At 75.4% G+C, this 26216-nt stretch carries 30 protein-coding genes and 1 pseudogene; 12 read left to right on the forward strand and 19 right to left on the reverse strand.

The window, feature by feature from the left end; genetic code table 11:
- Positions 1-17: 17 nt before the first annotated feature.
- Entirely contained in the window at positions 18-2087 is a 2070-nt protein-coding gene (locus tag AB0H53_RS06735; protein WP_362108559.1) for a phage holin family protein, read from the reverse strand.
- Positions 2088-2252: 165 nt separating this feature from the next.
- Positions 2253-2657 carry a hypothetical protein gene (locus tag AB0H53_RS06740; protein ID WP_362108227.1) on the reverse strand — a complete coding sequence of 135 codons (405 nt, stop codon included), beginning with the start codon at positions 2655-2657 and terminating at the stop codon, positions 2253-2255.
- 91 nt (positions 2658-2748) lie between these two features.
- On the opposite strand from AB0H53_RS06740, the gene AB0H53_RS06745 reads away from it, so the two are divergent.
- Positions 2749-3522, forward strand: a complete 774-nt coding sequence (locus AB0H53_RS06745; protein WP_362108229.1) for an MBL fold metallo-hydrolase — start codon at positions 2749-2751, stop codon at positions 3520-3522.
- Positions 3522-4160 (forward strand): VTT domain-containing protein, encoded by a 639-nt coding sequence (locus tag AB0H53_RS06750; RefSeq protein WP_362108231.1) that lies wholly within the window; start codon positions 3522-3524, stop codon positions 4158-4160. The genes AB0H53_RS06745 and AB0H53_RS06750 overlap by 1 nt, the downstream gene beginning before the upstream one ends.
- Here AB0H53_RS06750 and AB0H53_RS06755 read toward each other — a convergent pair.
- From AB0H53_RS06755 to AB0H53_RS06765, 3 genes are all read right to left on the reverse strand, one after another.
- Positions 4131-5135 carry an MBL fold metallo-hydrolase gene (locus tag AB0H53_RS06755; protein WP_362108233.1) on the reverse strand — a complete coding sequence of 335 codons (1005 nt, stop codon included), beginning with the start codon at positions 5133-5135 and terminating at the stop codon, positions 4131-4133. The genes AB0H53_RS06750 and AB0H53_RS06755 overlap by 30 nt on opposite strands.
- Positions 5136-5148: 13 nt before the next feature.
- Positions 5149-6309 carry an aminotransferase class I/II-fold pyridoxal phosphate-dependent enzyme gene (locus AB0H53_RS06760; RefSeq protein ID WP_362108561.1) on the reverse strand — a complete coding sequence of 387 codons (1161 nt, stop codon included), beginning with the start codon at positions 6307-6309 and terminating at the stop codon, positions 5149-5151.
- A 499-nt stretch (positions 6310-6808) separates the two neighbouring features.
- Positions 6809-7519: an ANTAR domain-containing protein gene (locus AB0H53_RS06765; RefSeq protein WP_362108235.1), complete on the reverse strand. Its 711-nt coding sequence runs from the start codon at positions 7517-7519 to the stop codon at positions 6809-6811.
- 91 nt (positions 7520-7610) lie between these two features.
- On the opposite strand from AB0H53_RS06765, the gene AB0H53_RS06770 reads away from it, so the two are divergent.
- The gene (locus tag AB0H53_RS06770) at positions 7611-8765 is read left to right on the forward strand and encodes a PAS domain-containing protein (protein WP_362108237.1); all 1155 of its coding nucleotides are present in this window, start codon (positions 7611-7613) and stop codon (positions 8763-8765) included.
- On the opposite strand, the gene AB0H53_RS06775 is transcribed toward AB0H53_RS06770, so the two are convergent.
- On the reverse strand, positions 8746-9537 hold the full coding sequence (locus AB0H53_RS06775) for an RNA polymerase sigma factor SigF (protein ID WP_362108239.1): 792 nt from the start codon (positions 9535-9537) through the stop codon (positions 8746-8748). The two genes, AB0H53_RS06770 and AB0H53_RS06775, sit on opposite strands and share 20 nt — an antisense overlap.
- 475 nt (positions 9538-10012) lie before the next feature.
- Here AB0H53_RS06775 and AB0H53_RS06780 point away from each other — a divergent pair, with 475 nt between their 5' ends.
- Positions 10013-10792 (forward strand): SDR family oxidoreductase, encoded by a 780-nt coding sequence (locus AB0H53_RS06780; protein ID WP_362108241.1) that lies wholly within the window; start codon positions 10013-10015, stop codon positions 10790-10792.
- 150 nt (positions 10793-10942) lie between these two features.
- Positions 10943-11461: a hypothetical protein gene (locus AB0H53_RS06785; protein WP_362108243.1), complete on the forward strand. Its 519-nt coding sequence runs from the start codon at positions 10943-10945 to the stop codon at positions 11459-11461.
- A gap of 146 nt (positions 11462-11607) precedes the next feature.
- On the opposite strand, the gene AB0H53_RS06790 is transcribed toward AB0H53_RS06785, so the two are convergent.
- Positions 11608-11826, reverse strand: a complete 219-nt coding sequence (locus AB0H53_RS06790) for a hypothetical protein (protein ID WP_362108245.1) — start codon at positions 11824-11826, stop codon at positions 11608-11610.
- A 233-nt stretch (positions 11827-12059) separates the two neighbouring features.
- Here AB0H53_RS06790 and AB0H53_RS06795 point away from each other — a divergent pair, with 233 nt between their 5' ends.
- From AB0H53_RS06795 to AB0H53_RS06805, 3 genes are all read left to right on the forward strand, one after another.
- Positions 12060-12425 carry a DUF2795 domain-containing protein gene (locus AB0H53_RS06795; RefSeq protein WP_362108247.1) on the forward strand — a complete coding sequence of 122 codons (366 nt, stop codon included), beginning with the start codon at positions 12060-12062 and terminating at the stop codon, positions 12423-12425.
- Positions 12426-12500: 75 nt separating this feature from the next.
- Positions 12501-12953, forward strand: a complete 453-nt coding sequence (locus AB0H53_RS06800) for a CBS domain-containing protein (RefSeq protein WP_362108249.1) — start codon at positions 12501-12503, stop codon at positions 12951-12953.
- Between the two features lie 49 nt (positions 12954-13002).
- Positions 13003-13548 (forward strand): type 1 glutamine amidotransferase domain-containing protein, encoded by a 546-nt coding sequence (locus AB0H53_RS06805; protein ID WP_362108251.1) that lies wholly within the window; start codon positions 13003-13005, stop codon positions 13546-13548.
- A gap of 124 nt (positions 13549-13672) precedes the next feature.
- Here AB0H53_RS06805 and AB0H53_RS06810 read toward each other — a convergent pair whose 3' ends face one another.
- A complete protein-coding gene (locus AB0H53_RS06810) occupies positions 13673-14245 on the reverse strand; it encodes a TIGR03086 family metal-binding protein (RefSeq protein ID WP_362108253.1) in 573 nt (190 codons plus the stop codon).
- Positions 14246-14471: 226 nt separating this feature from the next.
- On the opposite strand from AB0H53_RS06810, the gene AB0H53_RS06815 reads away from it, so the two are divergent.
- Both AB0H53_RS06815 and AB0H53_RS06820 read left to right on the forward strand, forming a co-directional pair.
- On the forward strand, positions 14472-15620 hold the full coding sequence (locus tag AB0H53_RS06815; RefSeq protein WP_362108255.1) for a Vms1/Ankzf1 family peptidyl-tRNA hydrolase: 1149 nt from the start codon (positions 14472-14474) through the stop codon (positions 15618-15620).
- Positions 15621-15674: 54 nt separating this feature from the next.
- Positions 15675-17174, forward strand: coding sequence for a phosphatase PAP2 family protein (locus AB0H53_RS06820; RefSeq protein WP_362108257.1), 1500 nt, complete (start codon positions 15675-15677; stop codon positions 17172-17174).
- 124 nt (positions 17175-17298) lie between these two features.
- On the opposite strand, the gene AB0H53_RS06825 is transcribed toward AB0H53_RS06820, so the two are convergent.
- Positions 17299-18093 (reverse strand): L,D-transpeptidase family protein, encoded by a 795-nt coding sequence (locus AB0H53_RS06825; protein WP_362108259.1) that lies wholly within the window; start codon positions 18091-18093, stop codon positions 17299-17301.
- Positions 18094-19189: 1096 nt separating this feature from the next.
- Between AB0H53_RS06825 and AB0H53_RS06830 the strand changes: the two genes are divergently transcribed.
- Both AB0H53_RS06830 and AB0H53_RS06835 read left to right on the forward strand, forming a co-directional pair.
- A complete protein-coding gene (locus AB0H53_RS06830; RefSeq protein WP_362108261.1) occupies positions 19190-19723 on the forward strand; it encodes a hypothetical protein in 534 nt (177 codons plus the stop codon).
- Positions 19724-19798: 75 nt separating this feature from the next.
- On the forward strand, positions 19799-19945 hold the full coding sequence (locus AB0H53_RS06835) for a hypothetical protein (RefSeq protein ID WP_362108263.1): 147 nt from the start codon (positions 19799-19801) through the stop codon (positions 19943-19945).
- Positions 19946-20038: 93 nt separating this feature from the next.
- On the opposite strand, the gene AB0H53_RS06840 is transcribed toward AB0H53_RS06835, so the two are convergent.
- The 10 genes and pseudogenes from AB0H53_RS06840 to AB0H53_RS06885 form a co-directional block, all read right to left on the reverse strand.
- A complete protein-coding gene (locus tag AB0H53_RS06840; RefSeq protein ID WP_362108265.1) occupies positions 20039-20317 on the reverse strand; it encodes a gas vesicle protein K in 279 nt (92 codons plus the stop codon).
- Positions 20314-20514, reverse strand: a complete 201-nt coding sequence (locus AB0H53_RS06845) for a gas vesicle protein (protein ID WP_362108267.1) — start codon at positions 20512-20514, stop codon at positions 20314-20316. The genes AB0H53_RS06840 and AB0H53_RS06845 overlap by 4 nt, the downstream gene beginning before the upstream one ends.
- The gene (locus AB0H53_RS06850; protein ID WP_362108269.1) at positions 20511-21353 is read right to left on the reverse strand and encodes a GvpL/GvpF family gas vesicle protein; all 843 of its coding nucleotides are present in this window, start codon (positions 21351-21353) and stop codon (positions 20511-20513) included. The genes AB0H53_RS06845 and AB0H53_RS06850 overlap by 4 nt, the downstream gene beginning before the upstream one ends.
- A complete protein-coding gene (locus AB0H53_RS06855; RefSeq protein WP_362108271.1) occupies positions 21350-21664 on the reverse strand; it encodes a gas vesicle protein in 315 nt (104 codons plus the stop codon). The genes AB0H53_RS06850 and AB0H53_RS06855 overlap by 4 nt, the downstream gene beginning before the upstream one ends.
- Entirely contained in the window at positions 21661-21897 is a 237-nt protein-coding gene (locus AB0H53_RS06860) for a gas vesicle protein GvpG (RefSeq protein ID WP_362108273.1), read from the reverse strand. The genes AB0H53_RS06855 and AB0H53_RS06860 overlap by 4 nt, the downstream gene beginning before the upstream one ends.
- Positions 21898-21903: 6 nt before the next feature.
- Entirely contained in the window at positions 21904-22620 is a 717-nt protein-coding gene (locus AB0H53_RS06865; protein WP_362108275.1) for a GvpL/GvpF family gas vesicle protein, read from the reverse strand.
- Entirely contained in the window at positions 22617-23039 is a 423-nt protein-coding gene (locus tag AB0H53_RS06870; protein WP_362108277.1) for a gas vesicle structural protein GvpA, read from the reverse strand. The genes AB0H53_RS06865 and AB0H53_RS06870 overlap by 4 nt, the downstream gene beginning before the upstream one ends.
- A 50-nt stretch (positions 23040-23089) precedes the next feature.
- Positions 23090-23419, reverse strand: a complete 330-nt coding sequence (locus tag AB0H53_RS06875; RefSeq protein WP_362108279.1) for a gas vesicle protein — start codon at positions 23417-23419, stop codon at positions 23090-23092.
- Between the two features lie 63 nt (positions 23420-23482).
- Positions 23483-24143: pseudogene (locus tag AB0H53_RS06880) on the reverse strand (hypothetical protein).
- A gap of 222 nt (positions 24144-24365) precedes the next feature.
- Positions 24366-26216 (reverse strand): transketolase, encoded by a 1851-nt coding sequence (locus AB0H53_RS06885; RefSeq protein WP_362108281.1) that lies wholly within the window; start codon positions 26214-26216, stop codon positions 24366-24368.

The following is a 26216-nucleotide window of genomic DNA, read 5'->3' on the forward strand; positions in this document are numbered from 1 at the left end:
GAGAACGCTGTTCCAAATCACCCGCGTTTGTCCGGCACGACACCGTCAGTAACCGGAAAAGCTTCTTCCGCTTGCCGCTGTGGCGGGGATTTCTGCGCCGGGCCGGCCGCCGGACCGATGGGCACCTGGGGCCCCTGGCACTCGCGCAGCCAGCGCCGTAGCACCCGGTGCACTTCCTCGGCCCCCACCAGGTCACGGCCGTCGGCCACCGGCGGCGAGAAGGTGAGCGGGGAGAGCAGGAAGGGCCGCGACTGCTCACCGCCGAGGCCGCCGTGGGAGCCCACCTGCTCCTCGAAGGCGTGCACCTCGCCGGTCGCCGGGTCGTACCGGGAGTTCACCATGATGTCGGCGGCGTGCGGAAAGGAGTCCGTGCGCCGTACCGCGTCGGCGGCACCCGGCCCGAAGACGGCGAGCGGCCCGCCGTCGGTCAGCTCGTCGACGGGAACCTCCCGGCCGCGCGGGCCGAGCACCAGCGAGCCGTGCTGCTCGCTGCGCACCAGCAGGAAGCCGATGCCCGGGTGGCCGGCCAGGGTGCCCAGCAGCGCGGGGTGGCGGCGGTCGATCTCCTCGCGCGACATCCGGTGGGGCACGTCGGGGAAGTGGACCAGGCCGAGGTTGCCCGAGGCCAGCACCATCGGTTCCGAACCACGGGCGGGCCGCTCCAGGCGCCCCTCCTCCCCCGAGCGGTGCAGGGCGCCGCGCAGCGCGTCGCGGGCCTCCGCCCCGCTCGGGGCGTGCCCGGCCCGGCGCGGCACCGGAAGCCCGCACCCCGCGCGCACCAGGTCCTTGAGCGTCAGCCCGTACGCGCTCTCGAAGGTCTCCCCCGGGCTCTGGCCGTGATCGGAGAGCAGCACGATCCGGTAGGGGCGCGGTGCGTGCTCGGCGACCTCGGCGATCAGCGCGATCGAGCGGTCGAGCCGCTGGAGCACCTTGGCCGCGTCCCGGCTGTGCGGTCCCGAGTGGTGGGCGACCTCGTCGTACGCCACCAGGTCGGCGTACACGGTGGTGCGGCCGGCCAGCAGGTCCCCGATGACGGCCGCCACCACGACGTCCCGCTCCACCACGGTGGCGAAGGCACGGATGAGGGGGTAGAGCCCGCCCCGGCCGACCCGGGGGCGGTCCCCCCGGAGGCGGGCCCGGGTGGACTGGCCGATCTCCCGGGCCGCCTCGGCGACGAAGGAGACCGCCGTCCGGACGGCGTTGGCGGGGTCGCGGAAGTACGCGAAGTAGCCCGCCCGGGAACGGTTGTGCCGGCCGCGGCGGGCCGCCACCGACAGCACCAGGGCCACCTGGTCCGCGCCACCGCTGAACAGGTTGCCCCGGCTCGCCCCGTCCGCGCCGAGCAGCCCGGGGTCGCCCGTGCGGGCGACGGCGCGGCGCTGGAGTTCGACCGCGCTCGCGGGCCGGCTGCTGACCATCAGCCGGCCGGTGTCCTTCTCGTACCAGCGGAAGGCGGGCACGTCGTGGTTGGTGCCGTGCAGGATGCCGAGCTGGCTGGCGCCCGTCTGGCTGGACCAGTCGGTGCGCCAGGCGGTGAGGCGGTGGGTGGTGCCCAGCCAGCCGGCCACCGTCGGCATCAGGCCGGCGGCGACGGCGTCCCGCAGCACCCGGTGGCCGACGCCGTCCAGCTGGAGGAAGACCGTGCCGGGCGGGCTGTCGGGACCGGCGACGGCGCCCCTGCCGCGCCGTCCGGCGAGCCGCGAGAGCCTGCGGCGGTAGGCGTTGTCGTCGCCCACGGCGAGGGCGGTCGAGGTGGCCGAGGCTAGGGCGGACATCACGGCGGCCACCACGACCGCGTTCTGCGGGTCGGCCTCGCCGCGCCCGTCGGGGATCAGCCAGAGCGCCACCAGCAGCAGCGAGCCGTTGAGGAAGAACCCCAGCAGGCCCAGCACCAGTGCCGGCACCAGCAGCAGCGCCCGCACCGCCAGCGGCCACACCAGGGCGCTGAGCAGCCCGAACGCGCCGGCCGCCCAGGCGGCGGTGAGCGCTGTCCTGGTGATGCTGTCGCCGTCGTCGGACTGGAGCTGGAAATCCGGCAGCAGGCCGGCCAGCGCCAGCATGGTGAGCGTGGAGACCGCCCACACCACGACGATCCGCAGCAGGGCTCCGCCGGCCGTGCGCCAGCGCGCCTCGACGCGCCCTCGCCCTTCCACCACGCCGCTCGTCTCTCCCCTCGGCCGGGCCCCCACCTGGCCTCCAGCGTGGCACACGCTCCGGCGGCCGACGGCGGGCGGCAGCCGTCGGCGGGCGGGTCAGCGGCCGTCGTAGCCCGCGGTCGGCATCGACAGCCTGCGGTGCACATGGGCCTTGGCGGCCGCGTCGTACGCCGGCTCGTCCAGCCCCGCCGTCTCCAGCCGCACCCCGCGCCGCTCGCACTCCGCCGTGAAGTCCCGGGCCGAGGACAGCGCCCGGTCCAGCACGCGTTCGTTGGGGGCGACGAACAGGTCCACCGCGCCCGCCTCGACGTCCGCCCACAGCATCGGGTGATCGGGCGGCAGCCGGTAGCACAGCAAGTGCCGGCTGACGACGTAACCCTTGTCCGCCGCCCACCGCTCGCACATCGCGTGCTGGCTGCGCGTGTCGACCAGGAAGGGGTCCGCGTCGAGCTCCTCGAGCGGTGTCAGACTGGCGATCGCCGCCACGCGCACGTCGTCCATGGGCCCCGACCCTACTCGGAACGGCCCCGCCCGAGGGGGCGCGCGATTAGGCTCGTCGGCAGCTTGGACCCCCGGATCGAGAAGGGCGGGCATGCCGGTGGAAATCACCTGGTGGGGGCATGCGACGTGCACCGTCGAGGACTCCGGCGTGCGGGTGCTGACCGACCCTCTGTTCGTGCGCCGGCTCGCCCATCTGCGCCGGCGGCGCGGTCTGCTGCCACCCCCGGAGGCGGCGCGCGCCGAGGCGGTGGTGATCTCGCACCTGCACTCCGACCACCTGCACCTGCCGTCGCTGGCCCGTCTCGCGCCCGGCACCCGGCTGATCGTGCCACGCGGCGCGACGCGAGCGGTGCCGGGGTTGCGCCGCCTCCACGGACTGCGGATCACCGAGGTCGGTCCCGGTGACGAGGTGCGCGTGGAGGAGCTGGTGGTACGGGCGGTACCGGCGTCGCACGACGGCCGGCGGCTGCCGGTGGGTCCGCGCCGCTCCCCCGCGCTCGGCTATGTGATCGAGGGCGCGGTACGGACGTACTTCGCCGGTGACACCGGCCTGTTCGACGGGATGGCGGACGCCGTGGGCCCGGTCGAGGTGGCGTTGCTGCCGGTCGGTGGCTGGGGCCCCTACCTGGGCCACGGGCACCTGGACGCGGGCCGTGCCGCGCAGGTCCTCGCCGCGCTGGCGCCGCGCGCCGCCGTGCCGGTGCACTACGGCACGTACTGGCCGATCGGGCTGGACGGGGTGCGCCCGCACGAATTCCACGCCCCGGGCGACGAGTTCGTCCGGCAGGCGGCGCGGCTGGCGCCGGGCGTCGCGGTGCACCGGCTGGCCCAGGGCGAGAGCGTCCGGCCGGAGGTGGGCCGGTGATGGGCGAGCTGGCCGCCCGGCTGCCGTCCGAGTCGACCCAGCAGGCGGTCGGCTACCCGGCGCTGTTCCTGCTGGTGGCGCTGGGCGCGCTGGTGCCGGTGGTGCCCACGGGGGCGATCGTGAGTTCGGCGGCGGTGGTGGCGTTCCACCAGACGCTGCCCTTCGCGCTGCTGGTCGTCTTCGCGCTGGCGGCGGGCGCGGCGCTGCTGGGCGATGTGTCGCTGTACTGGCTGGGGCAGCGCGGGGTGCGGTCGACGAACGGATCGCGCCTGCTGGCGAAGCTGCGCGCGCGGGCGGCGCCGGACCGGCTGGAGCACGCCCGGGCCCGGCTGCGCACGCACCGGGTGTCGGTGCTCGTCCTGTCACGGCTGGTGCCGGCCGGCCGGATCCCGGTGATGCTGGCGTGCCTCCTGGACGGAATGCCGCTGCGCCGGTTCCTGCGCGGTGACATCCCGGCGTGCCTGGCCTGGGCCGCGACCTACCAGCTGATCGGCGTACTCGGCGGCTCCCTGTTCGCCCGCCCCTGGCAGGGCGTGCTGGCCGCGGTCACGCTGACCGTCCTGGTGGCCGCGGCCCCGGCGGCATGGCGCCGCACCCGCGGCCACTCCTCAGAGAACGGCCGTTCCGCCGATCGGTAGGTCCCACAGCCGGTCACGGGGCAGCCCGGTGTCCTGCCAGGCGGCCATCAGCCGGGTGTGGGGTTCCATGACGGGTTCCGAGGAGAGCACGAACGTCGCCCAGTGCATGGGCGCCATGTGGCGCGCGCCGAGGTCCTGGAAGGCCTGGACCGCTTCCTCGGGGTCGGTGTGGACGTCGCGCAGCCACCAGCGCGGGGCGTACGCGCCGATGGGGAGCAGTGCCACGTCGATGCCGGGGTGGCGGCGGCCGATCTCCGTGAACCAGTGGCCGTAGCCGGTGTCGCCCGCGAAGTAGACGCGCTGCCCGTCGCTGTCGCGCAGCACCCAGCCGCCCCACAGGGAGCGGCAGGTGTCGGTGAGGGTGCGCTTGGACCAGTGGTGGGACGGCACGAAGTCGAAGCGCACGCCGCGCAGTTCGGCGGTCTCCCACCAGTCGAGTTCGGTGACGTCGGTGAAGCGGCGGCGCCGGAACCAGCGGCCGAGGCCGGCCGGGACGAAGACGGGGGTGTCGGGGCGCAGGCGTTTGAGGGTGGGGGCGTCGAGGTGGTCGTAGTGGTTGTGGCTGATGACGACGGCGTCGACGGGCGGCAGGTCCTCCCAGCGCACGCCGACGGGGGTGATGCGGGCGGGGGTGCCGAGGATGCGGCGGGACCAGACGGGGTCGGTGAGCACGGTCAGTCCGCCGATGCGGACGACCCAGCTGGCGTGGCCGGCCCAGGTGACGGAGAGGGTGTCGGCGTCCACCTCGGGCAGTGGGCCGGGCCGGAACGGCAGGCGGGGGATGTCGCGCAGGCCTTCCGGGCTGGGTCGTACGGCGCCTTCCCTGGCGAGTCTGGCCATCGCGCGGACGCCGGGCAGCGGCGCGGTCAGCCGGTCGGCGAAGGACCTCGGCCAGTCGCGCGCCTGGCCGAGGGGGCGCGGGTCGCCCCCGGCGCGGTCCTCCGCCGGCTCGGGGGGTGCCGTCGGTTCCGTCATCTGCGGGCTCCGTTCACCGTGGGTCCTGCAGTTCGTGCAGGGCGGACTCGAAGGTGTGCAACGCTCGTGCCACGTGCGGTGTTTCCAGCGGGCGGGCCGCCGTGAGCGCTGCCGCGCGTTCGTGGGGGGCCGTTCCCAGCAGGGGCGCGGTCGACAACCGTACGCGCAGGGCGCCGAGTTCGTCGCCGAACCGGTGTCCGCCGGGGGTGGGCGCTCCGAGCCGTCCGGTGAGGTGGTCCTCCAGGTCCATGGAGTCGGTGACGCCGAGTTCGGCGAGCGGGCCGCGCAGCGGGCCGAGGTCGGCGTACAGGTGGCGGCCGGCCCGGGGCGGCAGGGCGAGCGCTCCGGCGGCCAGTACGGCGCGGTGGGCCGCCGTGGCCACCTGGGCGTGTGCCGCCGCCGCGGCGGCGGCGCGTTCGGTGACCGGTGCGGGCTCGCCGAGGGCGTGGGCGGCGGCCGCGGCGACGGGGGCGGCGAGACGGGCGCCGAGCGCGGTGAGGAGATCCAGGGTGCGGGCGCGGCGAACGGCGCCGCGCGGGGTGGTGGGGAAGCGGGCGATCGCGGCGGGCCAGGCGGTGGGAGTGAGGGAGCCGGCCAGGTCGCACAGGACGGTGACGTCCCCGGGGCACATCTCGGCGGGGCTGACGAACACCGTGTCGCGCGGCTGGTGCAGGGTGTCGCGCCAGGTCTCGTCACTGATGATGTGCAGGCCCTCGCCGACGGCCGCCTCGCAGGTCTCGCGCACCAGCTCGGGCGGGGCGACGGTGCCGGTGGGGTCGTCGGCCACGGCGAGCAGCAGGAGGGCGGGGTGGCCGCCTTCGGCGCGGACCCGCCGTACGGTCTCCAGCAGCGCGTAGGGGTCGGGCACGCCGCCGCACTCGGCGGGGGTCGGCACGTGGTAGGCGGGGTGGCCCAGCAACCGGGCCTCGGGGGTCCAGGAGGTGGGGCAGGGCCGGGGCAGCAGGACGTCCCCGCCGTGCGCGGCGATCAGCGCGGACAGCAGGGGCTGGGCGCCGGGGGCGGCGGCCAGGTCCCCGGGGTGGCAGCGCAGCCCGCGCCGCCACCAGTAGCCGCAGGCCGCGTCGCGCAGGACGGCGCCGCCGCCGGGTGGTTCGGCCTCGGTGCGGGAGGCGGCGGCCGCGAGGACGGCGGCGAGCTCGGGCAGTACGGGCAGCCCGTCCTCGGGGGCGCCCGGCGCGTACCTGACCCGTCCGCGCCCTTCCCCCGGTTCCGTGGCCGGGGGCGCGGCGGGGGAGGCCCCCGGGAGGGGCGGACGGTGCCCGGGTCCGCCGGCCCCGCCGGGAGGGGTGTGCCGCGCCGGGTCCGGGCCGGTACCGCCCCGGGCCCGGCGCTCGGACTCCGCGCCGGGCACTCCCGCGGCTCCGCGCCGCCGCGGCGGGCCTCCGGCCGGTTCCGGGACCGGCTGCGGCGCGGGGGCCGGGTGGGAGGAGCCGGGGTCCGTGGCGGAGGCGCGCGCGGGTTCCCCGGCGCCGGGGGCGGCCGGTCCGGCGCGCTCCCGGGGAGCGGGGCCCGCGGCCGGTCCGGGTCCTTCCGGAGTGGACTTCCGCATGCCCTCACCTCCGCCGTCGGTGCTGGTGGTCCCGGGACCCTGCCCGGCCCCAAGGCCCTTTATACGGAGGTTCGTGATGACTCGCCGCTTCAACGGACACCCGCTAGGGGCGCACCGCGAGGCGGGAGAGTTCCCTCTCCAGACCCCGTCCCCTGGTGTGGACGACTCCGGCCGCGACGTCCGCGAGCCTGCGGTTGGTGAGCTGCGAGATCCGCCGCAGCACCCCGTACGCCTCGTCGGCGTCGCAGGACAGCACGTGCATCACGATGCCGCCGGCCCGGTCGATGACCGGCCGGGAGCGCAGCGCGGTCTCCAGCTGGTCCACCTCGGTCAGGGCGGCGCGGTAGCGGCGGTCGCGTACCAGGCCGGCGGTGATCTCCTCGGCCAGGATGGCGGCCGGGCCGTGGGCGGCGTCCTTCAGCGAGCCGGGGCGGAAGCCGTACAGGTTGAGGGTGATGTCGATGCCGGCCCGGTGGAAGGGCAGCGTCACGCTGGTGCGTACGCCGGATCCGAGCGCCGCAGCCCGGTAGTCGGGCCAGCGCCGCTCGGTCAGCAGGTCCGCCGCGCCGACGGGTGCGCCGCTGCGCAGCGCGGTGTGGATCGGGCCGTCACCGGAGTCGAGCTGGACCGACACGAGGGCCGTCAGGTCCGGATGGGTGGCGGCGCTGGTGCGGTGGTCCTCCGCGCGGTCGCTGAGCGTGGCGACGGCGCCGCAGCAGGCCGGGACGGAGCGCACGCACTGGGTGGCGAGGTGGTGCAGCGTACGGACCGTGGAGGCCGGTTCGGGGCCTTCGTACCGCTGCTCGGGCTGCATCTGTTCCCTCCTCTCCCGCTGCGGCTGCCCCGTGCCGGTGCAGTGAAACGACCCCTGCGCACCGGCCGCGCGGGGCGGTTACGGTGCTTGCATGACGCAGACGGACGAGTTCGGCGAGGACCTCGCGGATTTTGTGCGACGGGTCGGCGAGCTGCGCAGCGCCCGGGCCCTTCCGCCCGGTGAGCAGCGCGGCGTGCTGGACGCCGCGCTCTTCGAACTCCAGCATGCGGCAGAGACGCTGTGGCCGCGCTACGAGCGGCTGGCGGCGCGGGCGCCGGGCGGTACGTCCGCCGACCGCCGGGAGCGCCAGTTGCTGAGGACGCTGTTCCAGCGGTTGCCGCTGCCGGTGGCGCTGGTCGACCGGGACACGGTGGTGCGCCGGATGAACTTCGCCGCGACGGGCCTGACCGCCGTCCGGGCGGGTTACGCCACCGGCCGGCCGCTGACCGGCCTGCTCATCTCCGGTGACCGGGCGCCGTTCCGCAGCCAGGTGGCGGCGACGGCGCGCGGGGAGGGCGGCCGCAGCCTCAGCGTGCGGCTCCAGCAACGGCCGCACGAGCCGGTGCGGGCCACCCTGGTCGCGCTGCCGGTGCCGGGCGAGCCGCAGCCGACGGTCCTGGTGGTGCTCCAGCCGGGGGTCGACGGGGCGGCCCAGCCGGCGGGCCCCGGGGCGGGCGCCGCGGTGGGGCGCCGGCTGCCGCCGCCCGACCTCGCGGAGGCCACCCAGCGCGCCGGGATGCTCGACCTGGTCGACACGATGGCGGCCACCCTGCTGGGCCGGGCGCCGGGGGACGCGGACGGGGTGCTCCGGGCCGCCGCCGGGGTGCTGCACGGCCGGTTCGCGGACTGGGTGATCGCGGACACGGCGGGCGCGCGGCCGCTGCGCAGGGCCGTGGTGCTGGGGCCGCCGGACGCCGCGGCCCGGCCGCTGGTGGCGGCGGTGGCGGAGCAGGATCCGGCGGCCTGTCCGCTGGTGGCGGAGGTGGCCCGGGGCGGATCGGCCTCGTTCCAGGTACGGCCGGAGGACACCCGCGCGTTCGGCGAGGACGCCTCGGGCGCGGCCGTGCTGGTACGGGCCGAGGTCAGCTCCCTGCTGTGTCTGCCGCTGCTGCGGGACGACAAGGGGGTGCTGGGCGTGCTGACGCTCTTCCGCACCGGCGCAAGGCGGGCCTTCTCCATGGCCGAGGGACAGGCCGCCGATGTGATGTCCCGCCACGTGGCGCTGGCTATGCGGCGTCCCGCATGATGTCCTCCCGCAGCCGGCTGCAGCAGCGGCTGATCAGCCGGGACACGTGCATCTGCGAGATGCCGAGGTCCTCCGCTATCCGGCTCTGCGTCATGTCGCGGAAGAACCGCATGTAGAGGATCCTCTGCTCGCGTTCGGGCAGGCTGCGCAGCCTCGGCTTGACCGATTCGCGGTCGATCACCACGTCCAGGGCCGGGTCGGGGCCCCCGAGGGCGTCGACGAGTGTGTACCCGTCCTCGGTGCCGGGCAGTTCGGCGTCCAGCGAGAGAGCGGTGAAGCTGTCGAGGGCCTCCAGGCCGGCGAGGGCCTCCTCCTCGGTCATCCCGGCCTTCTCCGCGATCTCGGACACGGTGGGGGCGCGGCCCCCCACCGTGTGCGAGAGCTCCTGGTAGGCGGCGCGGACGCGGCCCCGGAGGTCCTGGACCCGGCGCGGTACGTGCAGGGTCCACATGTGGTCGCGGAAGTGGCGCTTGATCTCGCCGGTGATGGTCGGTACGGCGAAGCTCTCGAACGCGGCACCGCGCTCGGGGTCGTACCGGTCGACCGCTTTGACCAGTCCCAGGGCGGCGACCTGCCTGAGGTCCTCCAGGGACTCACCGCGGTTGCGGAAGCGGCCGGCCAGCCGGTCGGCCATGGGCAGCCAGGCGCGGACGATGTCCTGCCGCAGGGCTTCGCGCTCCTCACCGTCGGGCAGCGTCGCCAGACGCTTGAAGGACGCGGTGGTGTCGGGGGCGTCGTCGTGCGGATGCTTCGTGTGAGCGAGGGTCGGCATGATGCTTTCAGCTCCCTGAGCGGCGCTGACGGTTGGCTGTCACCCCGAGGAGAGCCTCCTGCTTCCGGGCGCGGACACGCCCGGAACGGGTGGCCGCTCCCTCGGACGTGCCTCCGGTCCGAAGCACGAGATGCGCTTGCCCGGGGTCGGACCGGACAAACGCCCCATTCCATGGTGCGCGCGTTTCCCGGGTTCGGCGCCCGGTGCCCGCGGCGGAGGCGTCGGCGGGCCAGGAGGCGGTGGCCGGTGCCGCCCGGCCCGGGGATCGGCGGTACGCCGGGAGCGCGGGGGGACGCGCGGGCGGAGGGGTGCCCGGCGGCGTTGGGCCGTTCGGGTGACAGCGGCCGGTGCCGGTCACCGGCGGCCGGCCGCCGGCGTGGACGGGCCGTCCGGCGTGGACGGGCCGTCCCGGCGGTGCGCGGCGGGTGCCGGACCCGGGCGCCGTCCGGCCGGGTGGTGCCTCTAGTGTTCGGACATGATCCCGCAGGCATACCTCTCCGAACTGTTTTCGCTGGACGGCCGGACCGCCGTGGTGACCGGTGGCAGCTCCGGCATAGGCCGGGCCGTCGCCGGGGCCCTCGCCCGTGCCGGGGCAGGTGTCGTGGTCGTGGCACGGCAGGAGGAGCGACTGCGGGCCACGGTCGGCGAGTTGACGGACGAGGGCTGCCGGGCGGCCTGGGTGAGCGCCGACCTGGGGACCCGCGACGGCGTGCGGGCGGCCGCCGAGGAAGCGGCCGGGAGGTTCGGGGAGCCGGACATCCTCGTCAACTGCGCCGGCGTCAACCACCGCCCGCCGATGGGCGAGTTGGGCGAGGACGTCTGGGACGCGACGATGGCCGTGAACCTGGAGGCCCCCTTCCTGCTGGGGCAGCGGTTCGGGCCCGGCATGGCCGAGCGGGGTTTCGGCCGGATCATCCACATCACCTCCCAGCAGGCGCACCGGGCGTTCGTCCGGAGCGGCGCCTACGGTGTCTCCAAGGGCGCGCTGGAGTCGCTGGCGCGTTCCCAGGCCGAGGCCTGGTCCCCGTACGGCGTCACCTGCAACACGCTGGTGCCGGGGTTCGTGATGACCGCGCTGAACACGCGGCTGTCGTCCGATCCCGAGCAGGTGGCGGCGCTGGCCGCGCGGACGCTGGTCGGGCGCAACGGCGTGGCCGAGGACTTCGCGGGCGCTGCGGTGTTCCTGGCGAGCCGCGCCTCCGCGTACGTCACCGGACAGGCGATCTTCGTCGACGGCGGCTTCTCCGTGCACTGAGTGCCCCCAGTGGCGCCCCGCGCCGTCCGGGGGCGTGCGCCGGCCCGTCCGCGCCGGTGGGGCGCGCTCGACGGCCCGTCCGTCACCCGTGCCGGTGGTCGTGGTGCCCTGGCCCTCCCGTACCGGGGCCCGCTGCGGGAGGGTGGCCGGATGCGCCGGACCCTCGTGCCCCTCGCCCTGGCCGTACTCCTCGGCACCGCCGGCTGTGTCTCGGTGCCCGAATCCGCGCCGCCGCGACGGCTGGCACCGGCCGGCGGGCGGGCGTCCGCACCGGTCGAGTGGCGGCCGCCGGCCCCGCCCCCGGCCCGTGAGCAGCTCGTGGCGGTCGAGGAGCGGGCCGGGCCGGGGAAGCCCCCGGCTCCCACCGGGCGGGTGAAGCAGCGGGTCCGGGCGGCGGGACAGCGGCCGGGCGCCGGGGTCGGCCCGTCCGCCCGGCGGGCCCCGCGGTCGCCCGCGCGGCGGGCCGCCGACCCGGCGCGCGAGCGGAGGAACCCGGTTGCGCCCGCACGGCCCGTGCGGCCCGCACGGCCGGCGCGGCCCGCCCAGCCGGCGCCGGCGGCCGTTCCCCGTCCCGGGCAGGGCTACGGCATGGCGGACCTGTGCCGGGCTTCCGCCGGCGTCACCGACCCGGACGTCACCGCGCTCTGCCGTGGCGCGTACGGCCGCTGACGGCGGGTCACCCGCGCCGGGGCGCGGCTCAGGCCCGCCGCGGCTCGCAGCAGCGCGGTGATCCCGCAGTCGAACGGACGGGCACCGGCCGGCCGGAGCCGCTGGTGGGTCCCGGGGTCGGCGAACACCGACGGTGGTGCGGCGGCTCAGCGGCGGCGGCGCGCGTGGCGGGGTCCGGCCGCGTGGGCCGGGCCCGCGGGAGCGGACCTTCCGGCCCGGTCGGCCGGGCGGGAGGTGGCCGGTGCGGTGTCCCCCTCGGGTGGCGGCTCGGAGAGCATTCTCTCCTCGTAGCGGCCCATGGCCAGCACGACCCCGAGCAGGGCGGGCGGCAGCAACAGGGTGACCAGCGCGGACAGCAGTCCCATGGACCCGGTCCTTCCGTATGGGGGCCCCGGCCCCGGCCCCGGAGCCCCGTCCCCGGGCACGGACCGCCGTCCGCGTCCGGGAACCTTCCTCGTCCCCTGCCACCCCGTGGCCGCTCGGCCTCGGCAGCGAGTCCCCCGGACCGGGAGGCCGAAACCACGGGTTTGCGTCGGTCCCTTCGGGTACCCGCCCGGCACCGACAGACGCACCATCGCGACAGATCCCGGAGAGTGCCATGCAACGAGGCAGCGACCGGCTCAGCCGCCGCCAGGACGACGAGATGAAGCACCAGCTCAGGGGGTTGCTCCGGTCCGGCCACCCGACCAGGACCGAGGAGTGGCACGACCCGGAGCCGGTCGCCGACGACGACCCGGAGGTGGCGCGGCACCCGGTACCGGCCGACCCGTTCGAGACGCTGCGCCTGGAGCTGGGCCGGCACCTGGCGCGTACGCCGTTCCCGGCGCACCGGCGTGATCTGCTGCGGGTGCTGCGGGAGCGGCACGCCCCCGACCCGCTGGCCGACCGGGTGGCGCAGCTCCCGCAGGACACCACCTACCGCAGCGTGCAGGACGTGGCCGTGGCGCTGCACCACGGCGGCTGACCCACATCACACCACCGGCGCGGCTGCCCCGGCGTCCCGCCGGAGCAGGGCCCGGGAAAGGCGGGGTCGACGGCGATGGCTCGACTCGTGAGAGAAGTCATGACGGCGGGTGCCGCGGCGGTGCGGCCCGACGCGTCGCTCGTGGAGGCCGCCCAGCTGATGCGCGCCCAGGGCATCGGGGATGTGCTGGTGGCCGACGGGGACCGGGTCGTCGGGGTGGTCACCGATCGCGACATCACCCTGCGAGCCGTCGCGGACGGCATCGATCCGCTCACCGTGAGCGCCGGGTCCGTGTGCACGCCCGATCCGGTGTGCGTCGCCCCGGACGACGAGGTCACGACCGCCGTCGGCCTGATGCGGAGCAACGCCGTACGGCGGCTGCCGGTGGTGGAGGACGGCCGGCCGCTCGGCGTGGTGAGCATCGGCGACGTGGCGGTGGCCCGGGAGCCTGAGTCGGCGCTCGCCGACATCAGCCGGGCCGAGCCGGACACCGGGCCACGCACCGTACCGGGCGCCGGGCCGGGCTGATCGGCCCGGGGACACCTCGGCAAGAGACAGGGAAGAGAGAGGAAAGACTGTGCAGATCGCGTTTCTCGTGGCGCCGGAGGGCGTCGAGCAGGTGGAGCTGACCGACCCGTGGCAGGCCGCGATCGACGCCGGTCACACCCCCCGGCTGGTGTCGACCGACACGGGGAAGGTCCAGGCGTTCAACCACCTCGACAAGGCCGACACGTTCCCCGTGGACGAGACGGTCTCCGAGGCGTCGGTGGCGGACTACGGCGGCCTGGTGCTGCCCGGTGGCGTCGCCAACCCGGACTTCCTGCGGATGGACGAGGCGGCGGTGGCGTTCGTCCGGGGGTTCTTCGACGCCGGGAAGCCGGTCGCGGCCATCTGCCACGCGCCGTGGACGCTGGTGGAGGCCGACGTGGTGCGCGGCCGGACCCTCACCTCCTGGCCCAGCCTGCGCACGGACATCGGCAACGCGGGCGGCGAGTGGGTCGACGAGCAGGTGAAGGTCTGCACGGGCGGGCCCAACACGCTCGTCACCAGCCGTAAGCCGGACGACCTGAAGGCCTTCTGCGAGACGTTCACCGCCGAGTTCGCCAAGGCGTCGGAGGGCTGAGCGTACGGCCGAACCGGCTGCCCCGAACCGGCCACTCCGGGCCCTTGGGCCGGCTCCTCGTCCCGCGCGGCGGACGAGGAGCCTCGCCGTGTGTGCGGCCGGTCGGGTGCCGGCCCACCGTGTGTCAGGCCCGCCGCCCCACCAGGGTCAACAGCCGCGTCTGCGCGTCGGCGCCGGGCGGTGGCGTCAGCGGCGGGGCGAACAGCCCGCTGCCGGCCAGCTCGGAGGCGTACGGGGACACCTCCGCCCAGGTGAACTCGACCAGGTCGTCGGGCAGCCGTTCCGGCGCGCCGATGGCCCGTGACAGGTCCCAGGCGTGCAGCACGGCGTCCGCGACCATCTGGGAGCAGTAGGCCGTGGCGGGCGTGTCGCCGTAGGAGAGGCGCACCGTGCGCGCCAGGGCGCCCCTCTCGGTGAAGGCGGCGCGGGCGGCCGCCGCCGCCCGGTCCCAGGCGCCGGCCGGGTCGTCGCCCAGCACATCCCCGTCGAAGGCGTCGCCCACCTCCTCGATGGTCCGGCCTTCCCGTACCAGCGGTACCACCCAGAGCTGTTCGCCGGTGAGGTGGTTGACCAGGTCGCGCACGGACCACTCGGCGCAGGGCGTGGGGGCGTCCCACTGGTCCGCGCCGACGGCGTGCACCCGTTCGGTGAACAGGGTGAGCGCCTCGGCGTGCCGGGCGAGAAGGGTTGTGGCCATGCGGCCCACCTCCGGGGAGATCCGTCATCCGTCCGGGAGACATCGTCGCTGCTCGTCCACTGTCCCTCCTCGTCCCGGTTCCAGCGCGAGGAAGGAGAGGGATGGCGGGACAGGCGCGGCACGAGGAAGCGTGGGGCGCACGAGGAGCGCGGGACCTGTGTGGCCACTGGGGCCCCGGGTACTCGTCCGCGACGTCCGACCGTCCTCTCCTCCCAGGGAGGGAGCCATGCGACTCGCATTCCTGACCAGCCTTTACGAACGCCCGGGGCCCTGGGCCAGCGTCTACGTCGACACCTCCCACGTCGACGAGTCCGCCGCGAAACGACGGGAGCTCCAGGCCCGGGAGGTCTGCCGGGAGCTGGCCGCCCAGGGCGCCGACGAGGCGACCCAGCGGGCCGTGTACGAGGCGCTCGCCGACGGCCCCCGCCCGCCCGGTGAGGCCGGGCGGGCGGTGTTCGCGGCGCACGGCGACGTCGTCCTGGACCCGCCGCTGGCCGTCCCGCCGCCCGCGCCGTACCTGGTCACCTGGGCGGCGCTCCCCCATCTCACTCCGCTGCTGGACCTGGCGGCGCGGCAGCCCGTCTGCCTGGTCTGCTACATCGACCGGACCGGTGCCGACCTGGAGCTGCGCACCCCGCTCGGCGAGCGGTCGGCCGGCCATGTCGAGGGCCGGGACTGGCCGGTGCACCGCACCGCGTCGGCCGACTGGTCCGAGCGCCACTTCCAGCTGAGCGTGGAGAACACCTGGGAGCGCAACGCCGAGGAGATCGCCGAGGCGGTCGCCGCCTGCGAGCACGACACCCGTGCCGACCTCATCGTGCTGGCGGGTGATCCCCGCGAGCGGCACTCGGTGCACGAACGGCTGCCGGCCGAGGTACGACCGCTGGCCGTGGAGAGCGACCACGGCGGCCGGGCCGCCGGGTCGAGCACCCGGCTGCTCGACGAGGACGTGGAACGCGCCCGGCAGGAGCACCTGCGGCGCTCCACCGAGGAGGAGCTGGACCGCTTCCGGTCCGCCCGCTCCCCCGGTGACGGCCGCCCGGCCGCGGCCGAGGGGGTGCCGGCGTTGATCGAGGCGGCCAGGGAGCACCGGATCGCCGAGCTGCTCATCCGCTCCGAGGGGCCGGACACGCACCGCGAGGTGTGGGTGGGCGCCGAGCCCGACCAGATCGCCGTGCGCCGCAGCGACGCCCACTACCTCGGTGAACGTGACCCGCTGCCGGCCCGCGCCGACGACGCGCTGCTGCGCTCGGCGGTGATGAACGGCGCCGACGTGCTGCGGGTGCGGCCGGAGATCGACGACGACGTGCCGGTCGGCGGACTGGGGGCGCTGCTGCGCTGGCCGTACCAGGAGAAGGAGACGCGGCCGGCCTGAGCCCGGTGGTGGCGCGGGGGCGTGGCCCGGCCCGCCTCGGGGTACGTGCGTGCCATGTCGGACGCGAATGTCACGCAGCAGGCCGATCCGGTCCGGGCCCGGGTGGTGGCGCTGCTCAGCGCCTGGGACCGGGAGGTCTTCGACCGGGTGGCGACCCGCCACTGGCCGGGCGCCGACCCGGTGCTGCCCCGCCTCAGCCACAGTGCCAACCACGGCCTGCTGTGGTTCGGCGCGGCGGCGGCCATCGCCACCCTGGGGCGCGGCGCCCGCTCCCGGCGGGCGGCCCTGCGCGGGGTCGCGTCCCTGGCGCTGGCGTCCGCGACCATCAACACGGTGGGCAAGCGGTCGGTGCGCCGGCCCAGGCCGGTACGGGACGCGGTCCCGCTGGTGCGCCAGCTCAAGCGGCAGCCGATCACCACGTCGTTCCCCTCGGGGCACTCGGCCTCGGCGGCGGCCTTCGCCACGGGAGTCCTGCTGGAGTCGAAGGGCTGGGGCGCGGCGGTGGCGCCCCTGGCGGCGGCCGTCGCGCTGTCCCGGGTCTACACCGGTGCCCACTATCCGGGCGACGTGCTGGCCGGTGCGGCACTCGGCGTGGGCGCGGCGTTCGCGGTACGCGGCTTCGTGCCGACCCGTTCGCAGCTCCCGGCGCCGGGCCGGCCGCACGCCACCGCGCCCGCGCTGCCCGGCGGCGAGGGGCTGGTCGTCGTGGTCAACAAGGGCTCGGGTTCGGCGGACGCCGCCACGGTGGTACGGGACGTGCTGCCGGCCGCCGAGGTGCTGGAGTGCGAGCCGGACCAGGTGGCGGGCGAGCTGGAGAAGGCGGCGGAACGGTGCCGGGCGCTGGGGGTGCTCGGCGGTGACGGCACGGTCAACCGCGCGGCGGGGGTCGCCGTCCGGCACGGGCTGCCGCTGGCGGTCTTCCCCGGCGGCACGCTCAACCACTTCGCCTACGACCTGGGGATCGAGTCGGTCCACGACACCTGCCGGGCGCTGGCCGCGGGTGACGCGGTACGGGTCGATCTGGGACGTTTCCGGCCCGGGCCGCACGGCAGGGCCGAGGGGTACTTCCTGAACACCTTCAGCCTCGGGGTGTACCCCGAGCTGGTCCGGCTGCGGGAGCGCTGGTCGCCCCGGATCGGCGGCTGGCCCGCCGGTGTGCTGGCGGCGCTGCGGGTGCTCCGCGGCGAGCACCCGCTGGAGGCGGAGCTGCGCGGCGAACGGCACGCGCTGTGGCTGCTGTTCGCGGGCAACTGCATCTACCGGAGGATGGGTCCCACACCCGGCCACCGCGCCGACCTGGCGGACGGCCTGCTGGACGTCCGTGTGGTGCAGGGCGGCCGGCTGCCGGGGGTGCGGCTGCTGGCGGCGGCCCTGGCCGGCCCGTTGAGCCGGTCGCCGGTGCACGCGGCGGAGAAGCTGCGGCGCCTGCGGATAGCGGGCCTGGCGCCGGGCACACCGCTGGCCTACGACGGTGAGGTGACGCGGGCCCCGTCGGACCTGGTGGTGGACAAGATGGACGAGGCACTCACGGTGTACCGCCCGCAGGTGCTGTGACGGCACGGCCGGGGCGCGACGAACGGGGGTGTGTGTCGTCCCCGGTCCGGTTCCGGACTCGGGGCGGGGCCGTTCGCGCGGTTCCGGGGCCCCGGGACGTACCGTCCCCTGGTCGGCCCCCGGGTCAGCGGGCGAGCGCGCCCACGTCGCCCATGACGATCACCGGTTTCTTCGCCGGGTCCAGCGCCACCAGCAGCTCCCGCAGCCGCTCCTCCGACAGCGCGACACAGGCGCGGGTGGGACCGCCGTGGTCGACGTGGATCCAGACACCGCCCCCCTTGGCCGTGCCCTGGGGGCGGGTCTTGTTCAGGGGCGTGGTGCCGGGGACGCGGTTGTAGTCGATGGCCAGGACGTGGTCGAAGGACCCCTCCAGCGGTTCGCCGAGGAATCCGGTGCCCGGCATGTTGAACTCCTCGCTCTGGTCGTACGGGAGGCGGGTGCCGGGGTCGGGCAGCCGGCCGCCCGCGTCGCCCAGCCGGTACACCCCGATGGGGGTGCGCAGGTCGCCGGCCCGGTGGTCGGGGGTCCACCCGCGCAGCGCGTTGTGGGCGGGCCAGGGCCCCTTGACGGCGCGCCAGCCGGTGACCGGGTCGCGCTCGTACAGGACGGCGGTGGCGATGCTGGAGTTCCGCGCCTCCCCGGTCACGACGAACGCCTGCCCGGTCGTGGCCGGGATCCGCGCCTGGAAGGCCGGACCCAGGCCGGGGATCCGCGCGACCCGCGCGACCGGCGAGCGGGCCCCGGTGGGGCCGGACGCCGGGGTCGCCGGGGCACCGGATGCGGCCGGGGCCGCCCGGTCCGCCGCCGGGGCGCCCCTGGGCGCGGGCGCGGACCCCGGTTCGGCGCACCCGGCGAGGATGAGTCCGGCGCACACCGCGGGGAGCAGTGCGAAACGTCGGGCACTGTTGGCGACGGGCATGTCTGGGCCTTTCCTTCGTCGCGGCGCTCGTGACCTACGCGCCCACGGAGTGTGCTGATCGTTCGCTCGGTCCGCCGTCGCGCCGGGTGACGGCGCGACGCGCGTGGGGTTCCCCCGGTCCACCCACGCCGGGCGGCCGGAAGGAACGACCATGTGGTAATCAAACGGGCAATTCACACATCGGGCCAGTCCGAGTGATCCAGTTGTGCGGGGGGCATCTCCGTCAGCGTGGTCACCGCCGACGACCAGGACCCGGTCCGGGCGGGCCCGCGGATGAACCGGGGAAGCCGCCCGGGCACCGGGGTGCCGGCGGCCGTCTTCGGCGCAGAGCCGGCCCGTGAGCTCCGCGGCGTCATCGCCCACCACGCCGACGGCATCGAGGCGCTGAGCACCATGCGCCGGCCGGTGTCGGTGATGCGGCGGGGTGAGCTTGAGGACGGCGAGCGCGGCGGGCGCCGGGCACCGGGGCACCGGGGCACCGGGGCACCGGGGCACCGGGGCGCGGGGCGTACGGACCCCGGGCGAAGTCCTTGCCGCGCACCGGGCCGCCGGTACTGCTCCGCGTCGATCCGGCCCTGGAGCGGACATCCCGCACCGCCTCCCGGCATCCCGGCCGGCCCGCACCGGGCGTGGGAGGCCCTGACCAAGGTGCGCCAGCACACGGCCGACGCCGGCACCGTACGGGTCGTGCCGCGCCGCGCGGGCGGCGGCGAGCCGGAGGCGCGGATCGGCGACGCCGGACACGGTGCCGCGCCAGAGGGGTCGGGATCGGCCGTACCCGGACGGCGGCCGGCGCGTGACCGCCGTCCTGCCGCCGGGCCGGCCTCCTTGACGGTCCTGATCGGCGCGGGCGCGGCCCCGGCCGCCCGGGGTGCGCCGCCCGGAGGCCCGCCGCCCGGGCGGAGCACTCCCGCCGGCCCGGCGCGGCGCTCGATGACACGCCGCTGACCTGCGGATACACGGGCGGTACGGCGGGTGGCTCACTCCGGTGGCGTGCTCGGCCGGGGTGCGGGCCCGCCCGGTCCCGGGTGAGGTGGGGTCAGCCAGCCCTGTGCGAACCCTCGAGAGCGCAGGCGCAACATCCGGAGGACTTGCCATGCGTCTCCCCCGCGCCGTGGCCGCCGCGGCTGTCATCACAGTCGCCTGCGGCCTGCCGGCCACCGCGGCCACCGCCGCCACCACGTCCGGCCACGTGCCCGCCGCCACCGGCACCGCTGTCGCGCCGGCCGCCGCGACCGTCACCATCGACATCGGTGCCGGTGTGACCATCGCGATCGTCAACGGCGTCCCGTACTACAGCGGAGCGCCCCTGCGGCCCGGCCAGACGGTCGACAGCGGGATCTTCATCCACTACGACGGGAAGCGCCTGTACACCCGGACGCAGGGCGGCAACACGCCCTACTCCGTCTGGGACGCGCGCACCGGCCGGTTCCTGGGCACCCAGGCCGCGCGTCCCGGCACCGGAACGAGCGTGCCGACCCGCCCACCGGGCCCGGCCCGCGGCGGGGTGGGCGGTTCCACCGAAGACGGCAACACCACCGAGATCGTGGTGGGCGCGGTCCTCGTCGCCACGGCGCTGGGTGTCGGCGCCATGCGCGCGCGCCGCCGGCTGGGCGGCGACCACCGCTGAACGGGTCGGTGGCGTCATACCCGTGCGTGCCGGGGGTAGACGATTTCCGTAACGGACGGTCCACAAGGAGGCGTCATGCCCGGTCTGATCGCACGGATCAAGCAGTTCACCCGGTCCCCGCAGGGACAGCGGGCCATCTCGTCGGCACGGCAGGCCGCCGCCGACCCCCGCAAGCGCTCCCAGGCGCGGCAGCTCCTGGGCCGGCTGCGCGGGCGTCGCTGACCGGCCACCCGCGTCCCGGCCGCCCCACGGTGGTCCGGCCGTCCGGCCGGGCCCGGGAGCGGCCGGCGGGCGCACCCGGCCGCCGGCCGGCGGTCACAGCAGGGGCCCCAGCGGCCCCAGGTCGATGTTGAGGTCCTCCGGCGTGAGCCCGAAGCGCGTCCGGAGGACCTCCATGCGGTCCTCCAGCAGCATCAGCGTCATACCGATGCGCTCCTCCTGCTCCTCGGTGAGCTCTCCGCCCTCCACCCGGCGCAGTGCCTGGCGCTCCATGAGCTGCCGCAGCAGTTCGATGACGGTCAGCACCAGCCGGGCGAGGTCGCGTTCGACGGTGTCCGGGTCGAGTTCGACCCGGCGCCCTCCCGGCCCGCTCATCGGTACCCCTCCCACGGCGACGGCACGTCCTCGTTCACCGAGCTGATCAGTGCCCTGAGGTCGACCCGTACGAGGTCGACGTCCGCGATGCGCAGGGTCAGGTCACCGGTGATGACCACCCCGCCGGCCAGCAGCCGGTCGAGCAGGTCGACCAGCGCGACCCGGCGCTGGGCCAGGGGGTTGGGCGCGGTGCTCACAGCCCGGCCCCCTCGGGCACGCCACGCGCCCCGTCCGGCGCTCCGCCGGGCGCGGCCCCGGCGTCCGGCTCGTCCTCGGCGATCCCCGCGAAGGAGTAGGGCGCCCACGGACCGGTCAGTTCCACCCGCAGGCCGGGGACCGACGTCCGGCCGGCCCGTTCGACGAACTCCTCACTGCGCTCGCGGTCGACCAGGTACGCGGCGTTGAGCACATTGACCCCGTCGGCGCCGGACAGCCTGGCGTCCTGGGGCCGGTGCAGCGCCGCCGCCTCGGCGTAACCGGACAGCTCGGCGTGCAGTTCCCGGCAGAGCGCGTCGGCGCGCTGCCAGTCCACGTCCCGGCTGCGGCGGGCCTCCAGCCGGCGCCGCAGGTAGTCGCGGCCGCCCCCGCCGGTGGGCGCGGCGGCGGCCGGAGCCGGGGCCGACTCTGGCGCGGGCTGCGCGTACACCTTCACGCCCCACTCCACCCGGCCGTCCAGCCGTTCCAGTGCCCGTACGAACCGGTCGTGGCCGTCCTCCAGCAGGCGCCGGACCCCGCTGTCGTCCCGGCAGACCGTCGCGAGCCGCAGCGGGAGCGGGCAGGTGACGGTGGACAGGGACGCGATGACCGCGTCGTGGGCACGGGCGGTGGCGGCCAGCCAGTCCAGGTCCTCCAGGCGCTCGCGCAGCGGGGCCTCGTCGAAGTCCTCGGCCGGGACGGCGTCCACCACGGCGACGAGGTCACCGTGGCGCAGCAGCCGGGGCGGCTCGCCGCCGATGCCGCGCGCGCCTTCGGGCAGTACGCCGTCGAAGGGGCGGCTGACGGCGTACACATAGCGCAGTCGCTGCGTGCCGGTCATGTGGTGCGCTCCTCGAGTTCGGCGATACGGCGTTGCAGTTCCTCGTTCTCGCGGGCGAGTTCGCGGTGGCGGGCGCCGGAGGAGAGGTCGGGGTCGGACTCCCACCAGTCGATGCCCATCTCCTTCGCGCGGTCTACGGAGGCGACGACGAGACGGAGCTTGATGGTGAGCAGTTCGATGTCGAGCAGGTTGATGCGAATGTCGCCGGCGATGACGACGCCCTTGTCCAGGACGCGTTCGAGGATGTCGGCGAGGTTGGCGCCGCCACTGTCGGGGGCGTACGGACTGGGCAGGCGGCCGGGGGTGGTCATGGCTGTCTGGTGCCCTTCTCCAGGCGGTCGAGGAGTTCGTCCTCCTGGCGGTCGAATTCCGCCTCGTCGATCTCGCCCGCTTCGAGCCGTTCCTCGAGGCGGGCCAGTTCACGGCGCACGGCGGCGGGGTCGTAGTACTGCCGTTCCGCCTCCGTCACCACCTGGCGCAGCACCCAGGCGGTGCCGCGCACAGGGGCGACGGGCAGGAGCAGCAGCTCTCCCAGCAGGCCCATGGGGTGTCACTCCACGAAACTGTAGGGCGGCAGGGGGCCGTTCACCTGGAGGGAGATGTGCTGCTGGGCCCGCCCCAGGGCGTCGACGGCGGCGACGAACTCGTCCGCGCGGTCGCGTTCCACCAGGAACGATATGTTGGCCAGCCAGCCGCTGCTCTCGGGGCCCGGGCACACCTCGACGGCGGCGTCCTCCAGCGACTGCTGGATGAGCACCCCGTCGCGCGCCTCGCGCTGCTTCACCGCGGCCACGACGCGTTCGCCCAGGGCCAGCTTCTGCTCGTAGCTGCCGCCGCCGGCCGCGCGGTTGGCCTCGCTGAGGGCGCGCAGGTCCGGGTCGTCGGCGAGCACCCGGTGCAGTACCGCCTGCTCGTCGTGGCTGGCCTTCACGTTGTACTCGACCTTGTTGTCGAGGGCCTTGAGGCGCTCCAGGTAGTGGTCCTGGCGCTCGTCGAGGACGGCACGCACGGCGTCGTCGTCGGTGGAGACACTGCCGAACCGGATCGGCAGCACCACGCCGCCGGCGCCCGCCTCGGTCAGGACGTTCTGATGGGCCAGCAGGTCGCGACGCTTGGGCCTGAGGTCCTCCGGGGCGTCGCTCACCAGTGCGCAGAGTTCGCCCTGGTGCAGCAGGCGGACCGGCCGGGCCGGGTCGCCGACACCGCCCATCTCCTCGGGGAGCCCCGGCTGCGAGCCGCGCGCGATCCCGTAGACGTACGTGCTCACTCCTGCTCCTCCTTCTTGGTGGTGCGACCGCGGCTGCTGCCGGAATCGCTCTTGACGCCTTCCTTGACGTCGTCACGCGCCTGGGTGAAGGCGTTGGATATGGTCTGGGCGGCGCCGCTCAGCGCGCCCTTGGACTTGCCGCGCGCGCCGGACTCGGTGATCTCGCCGACGAGGTCGGGCAGTCCGGGGTCCTTGCGCGGGCCGGACTCCAGGTCGAGGCGGTTGCAGGCCTCGGCGAAGCGCAGATAGGTGTCGACGCTGGCGACCACGACCCGGACGTCGATCTTCAGGATCTCGATGCCGACCAGGGAGACCCGGACGAACGCGTCGATCACCAGGCCTCGGTCCAGAACGAGTTCCAGGACGTCGTACAGGCCGCTGGAACCGCCACCACTCTGCTGTGCCGGGACTACTGTCATTGTTCTGCTGCCTCCCTCAGGGGGTCGCTGTGTGTGACGGGTCGGCCGCTTCAGGAACGGTCGGCCCTGCCGCGTTCGTAGCGGCGGACACGCCGGTAGCCGGTGAGCTCGCCGTGCGGGTCGAGTTGGACCTCGTACGTGGCGAGCAGGCTCATCGTGTCGGGGACACGTTCGAGTTCCAGGACCTCGATGTTCAAGGTCCAGCCGTCCTCGGTCTGTTCGAAGGACGACACGGACTCGGGGTCCATGCCGGTGAGTTCCGCGAGCTGGGCGCGTGCCGCTCGCAACACCTGCATGGTGCCGGGCAGTTGGTCCGCCGATTCCTCCGGCTGCTGCTTGTCGTCGTTGGTGGTCTGGGTGCTCTTGGATGTGTTCGCCATATCAGCCTCGTCTCGTCACTGCGGGTTGCCGTGACCGCAAGTCCGCAAACCCGTGGCCTTTCCTCAGCGCGGGGAGTCGAGCCGCCGCCGGGCGGGGCGGAGGGCCCGGGGACGGGTCACGTCGCCGTTCCAGGGGGCGCTGCGCGCCTGTTCGCGTACGTCACGGACCGTCCAGCGGCGGGCGTGCGTGGCCGGTTCGTCCAGCTGGGCCCAGCGCGTCGGTGTGGCGACGGGCGCTCCGGGCCTGGCTCGTACGGAGTAGGGCGCGCCCGTCCGCCGCCCGGCGTACGGGAGCGAAGTCGTCGTCCACCGGGTCCAGAGCGAAGACCAGGCGGTCCGGGTGGTGCGGCCGGGCGGCCTTCGCCTGCCGGCGGTGCGGGGTCACGGCGGCCTGGTCGGCCAGGTGGACGAGGGTGGCGGTGTCGTCGCACACGGTGTGGGTGACGGTGCCGCCCCCCTTGGCCAGTTCGGCCCGGTGCACCCAGTCGGGGTAGCTGCCGGGCGTGCCCTTCCGCGTGAAGCGGCGACCGCCGATCCCGTCGGGGTGGCGTTCCGGCATCAGCGGCCGGCCGCGCGACCGCGGCAGCAGAAAGGGGGCGACGGACCGGTGGTACGCGACCGGGTCCGCCTTGGTCAGTCCGTCCTCGGGGAAGAGGACCTTGTCGGGGCGGTGGACCCGGACGGTCCGGCGGCCGGCTCGTACGGCGCGGGTGGTCGCACTCATGGGGTGCGCGTACCCGGGCGGGCGGGCCGAAACCCGTGGTGCGGCCGGACGGGGGTGCGAAGGGTCATGTCCCGGCGGGCTGCGGCGCGCGGCCCGGCCGGGGCCGCGCCCGGCCACGCGGAGGCACCGGACATCCGGCGCGAGGTGGTGGCGGGCGGTGCGGGGTGCTCCGCCCAGGGGGGCGCGCCGCGGGCGCCGCGCGCCACCGCCGGGGCCGGGTCATCAGGGCGTGACGACCCGTTCCACCAGCAGCTGGACCGCCGCGGTGATCGACTGGGCGTCGATACCGGCCTTGCGCAGTTGCTCCTCCGGGGTGGCCGACGCCGGCATGCCGCGTACCGCCAGCCGGGCCAGCCGGGGCGCCGGGCGGCCGTCGGAGAAGGCCTCGGCGACCGCGTCCCCCAGACCGCCCTCCGGGTGGTGGTCCTCGACGGTGAGCAGGCACCCGGTGGCACCGGCCGCGTCGTCCAAGGTGTCGGCGTCCACCGGCTTGAGCGAGTACAGGTCGATCACCCGCACCGGGATGCCGTGGTCCGCCAGCGCGTCCGCGGCCTTCAGGGCCTCGTGGACGGTGACGCCGGCGGCGACGATCGTCGCCCGGTCGTCGTCGCCGTGGCTGCGCAGCACCTTGCTGCCGCCGACCGGGAACTCCTCGTCGGGACCGTAGATGACGGGCGCGTCACCGCGCGAGGTGCGCAGGTAGCGCACGCCCTCCAGGTCGGCCATCGCCGCCACCAGCTTGGCGGTCTGGTTGGCGTCGCACGGGTGGAGCACGGTGCTGCCGTGCACCGAGCGGAACATGGCCAGGTCCTCCAAACCCATTTGGGAGGGCCCGTCCTGACCGATGGAGACTCCGGAGTGGGAGCCGATCACATTGATCCCGGCCTGGCTGACCGCGGCCATCCGGACGAAGTCGTGCGCGCGGGTCAGGAACGCCGCGAACGTCGACGCGTACGGCACATAGCCGCGGGTCTGGAGCCCCACGGCCGCCGCGACGAGCTGCTGCTCGGCGATGTAGCACTCGAAGTACCGGTCGGGGTGGGCCTTGGCGAAGAACTCCGTACGGGTGGAGTCGCCGACCTCCGCGTCCAGTGCGACCACGTCGCCGCGCGCCGAGCCGAGCGCCTCCAGGGCGTGCCCGTACGCGGTGCGGGTGGCGACCGAGTCGCCCTGCTCGAACCGGGGCAGCTCCGGTGCCCCGGCACGGGCCGGGCGCCGCGCCGGCGCGTCGTCCGGCGGGCGCCGCACGTCGACGTGGAGCGAACGGGGGCCGCCCAGCTCCATGACGGCGTCCTCGGCGTCCTTGAGCGGCTTGCCGTGGAAGCCCTCCAGGTCCTCCACCGCGGCGACGCCGCGTCCCTTGCGCGTGGCGGCGAGGATGGCGGTGGGCTGCCGGACGGTGGAACGGGCCTCGGCGAAGGCCCGGTCGACGGCCTCCACGTCGTGCCCGTCGACCTCGACGGTGTGCCATCCGAAGGCGTCCAGCCGGCGGGCGTACGCGGTCAGGTCGTGCTCGTGCCGGGTGGGCCCGCGCTGCCCCAGCCGGTTGACGTCGACGACCAGCGTCAGGTTGTCCAGGTGGTTGTACGCGGCGTGCTCCACGGCTTCCCACACGGATCCCTCCGCCATCTCGCTGTCACCGCAGAGCACGTACACCCGGTACGGGAGCCGGTCCAGCCGCTTGCCCGCCAGGGCCATGCCGACGCCGACCGGCAGGCCCTGCCCGAGGGAGCCGGTGGCGACGTCCACCCAGGGCAGCCGGGGCGTGGGGTGCCCCTCCAGGCGGCTGCCCAGCTCGCGGAAGGTGAGCAGCTCGTCGTCGTCCACCGCCCCGGCGGCCTTGTACATGGCGTAGAGCAGTGGTGAGGCGTGGCCCTTGGACAGCACGAACCGGTCGTTGCCGGGGTGGTCGGGCCGGTCGAAGTCGTAACGCAGGTGGTGGGCGAGGAGGACGGCCGCGAGGTCGGCGGCCGACATGGAGGAGGTGGGGTGGCCCGAGCCGGCGGCGTCGGCGGCGCGCACCGCGTCGACCCGCAACTGCTGGGCCAGATCGGCCAGTTCTTCGTAGCGCAT

It is taken from the genome of Streptomyces sp. NPDC050856, from assembly GCF_040653855.1.
Classification (GTDB): domain Bacteria; phylum Actinomycetota; class Actinomycetes; order Streptomycetales; family Streptomycetaceae; genus Streptomyces.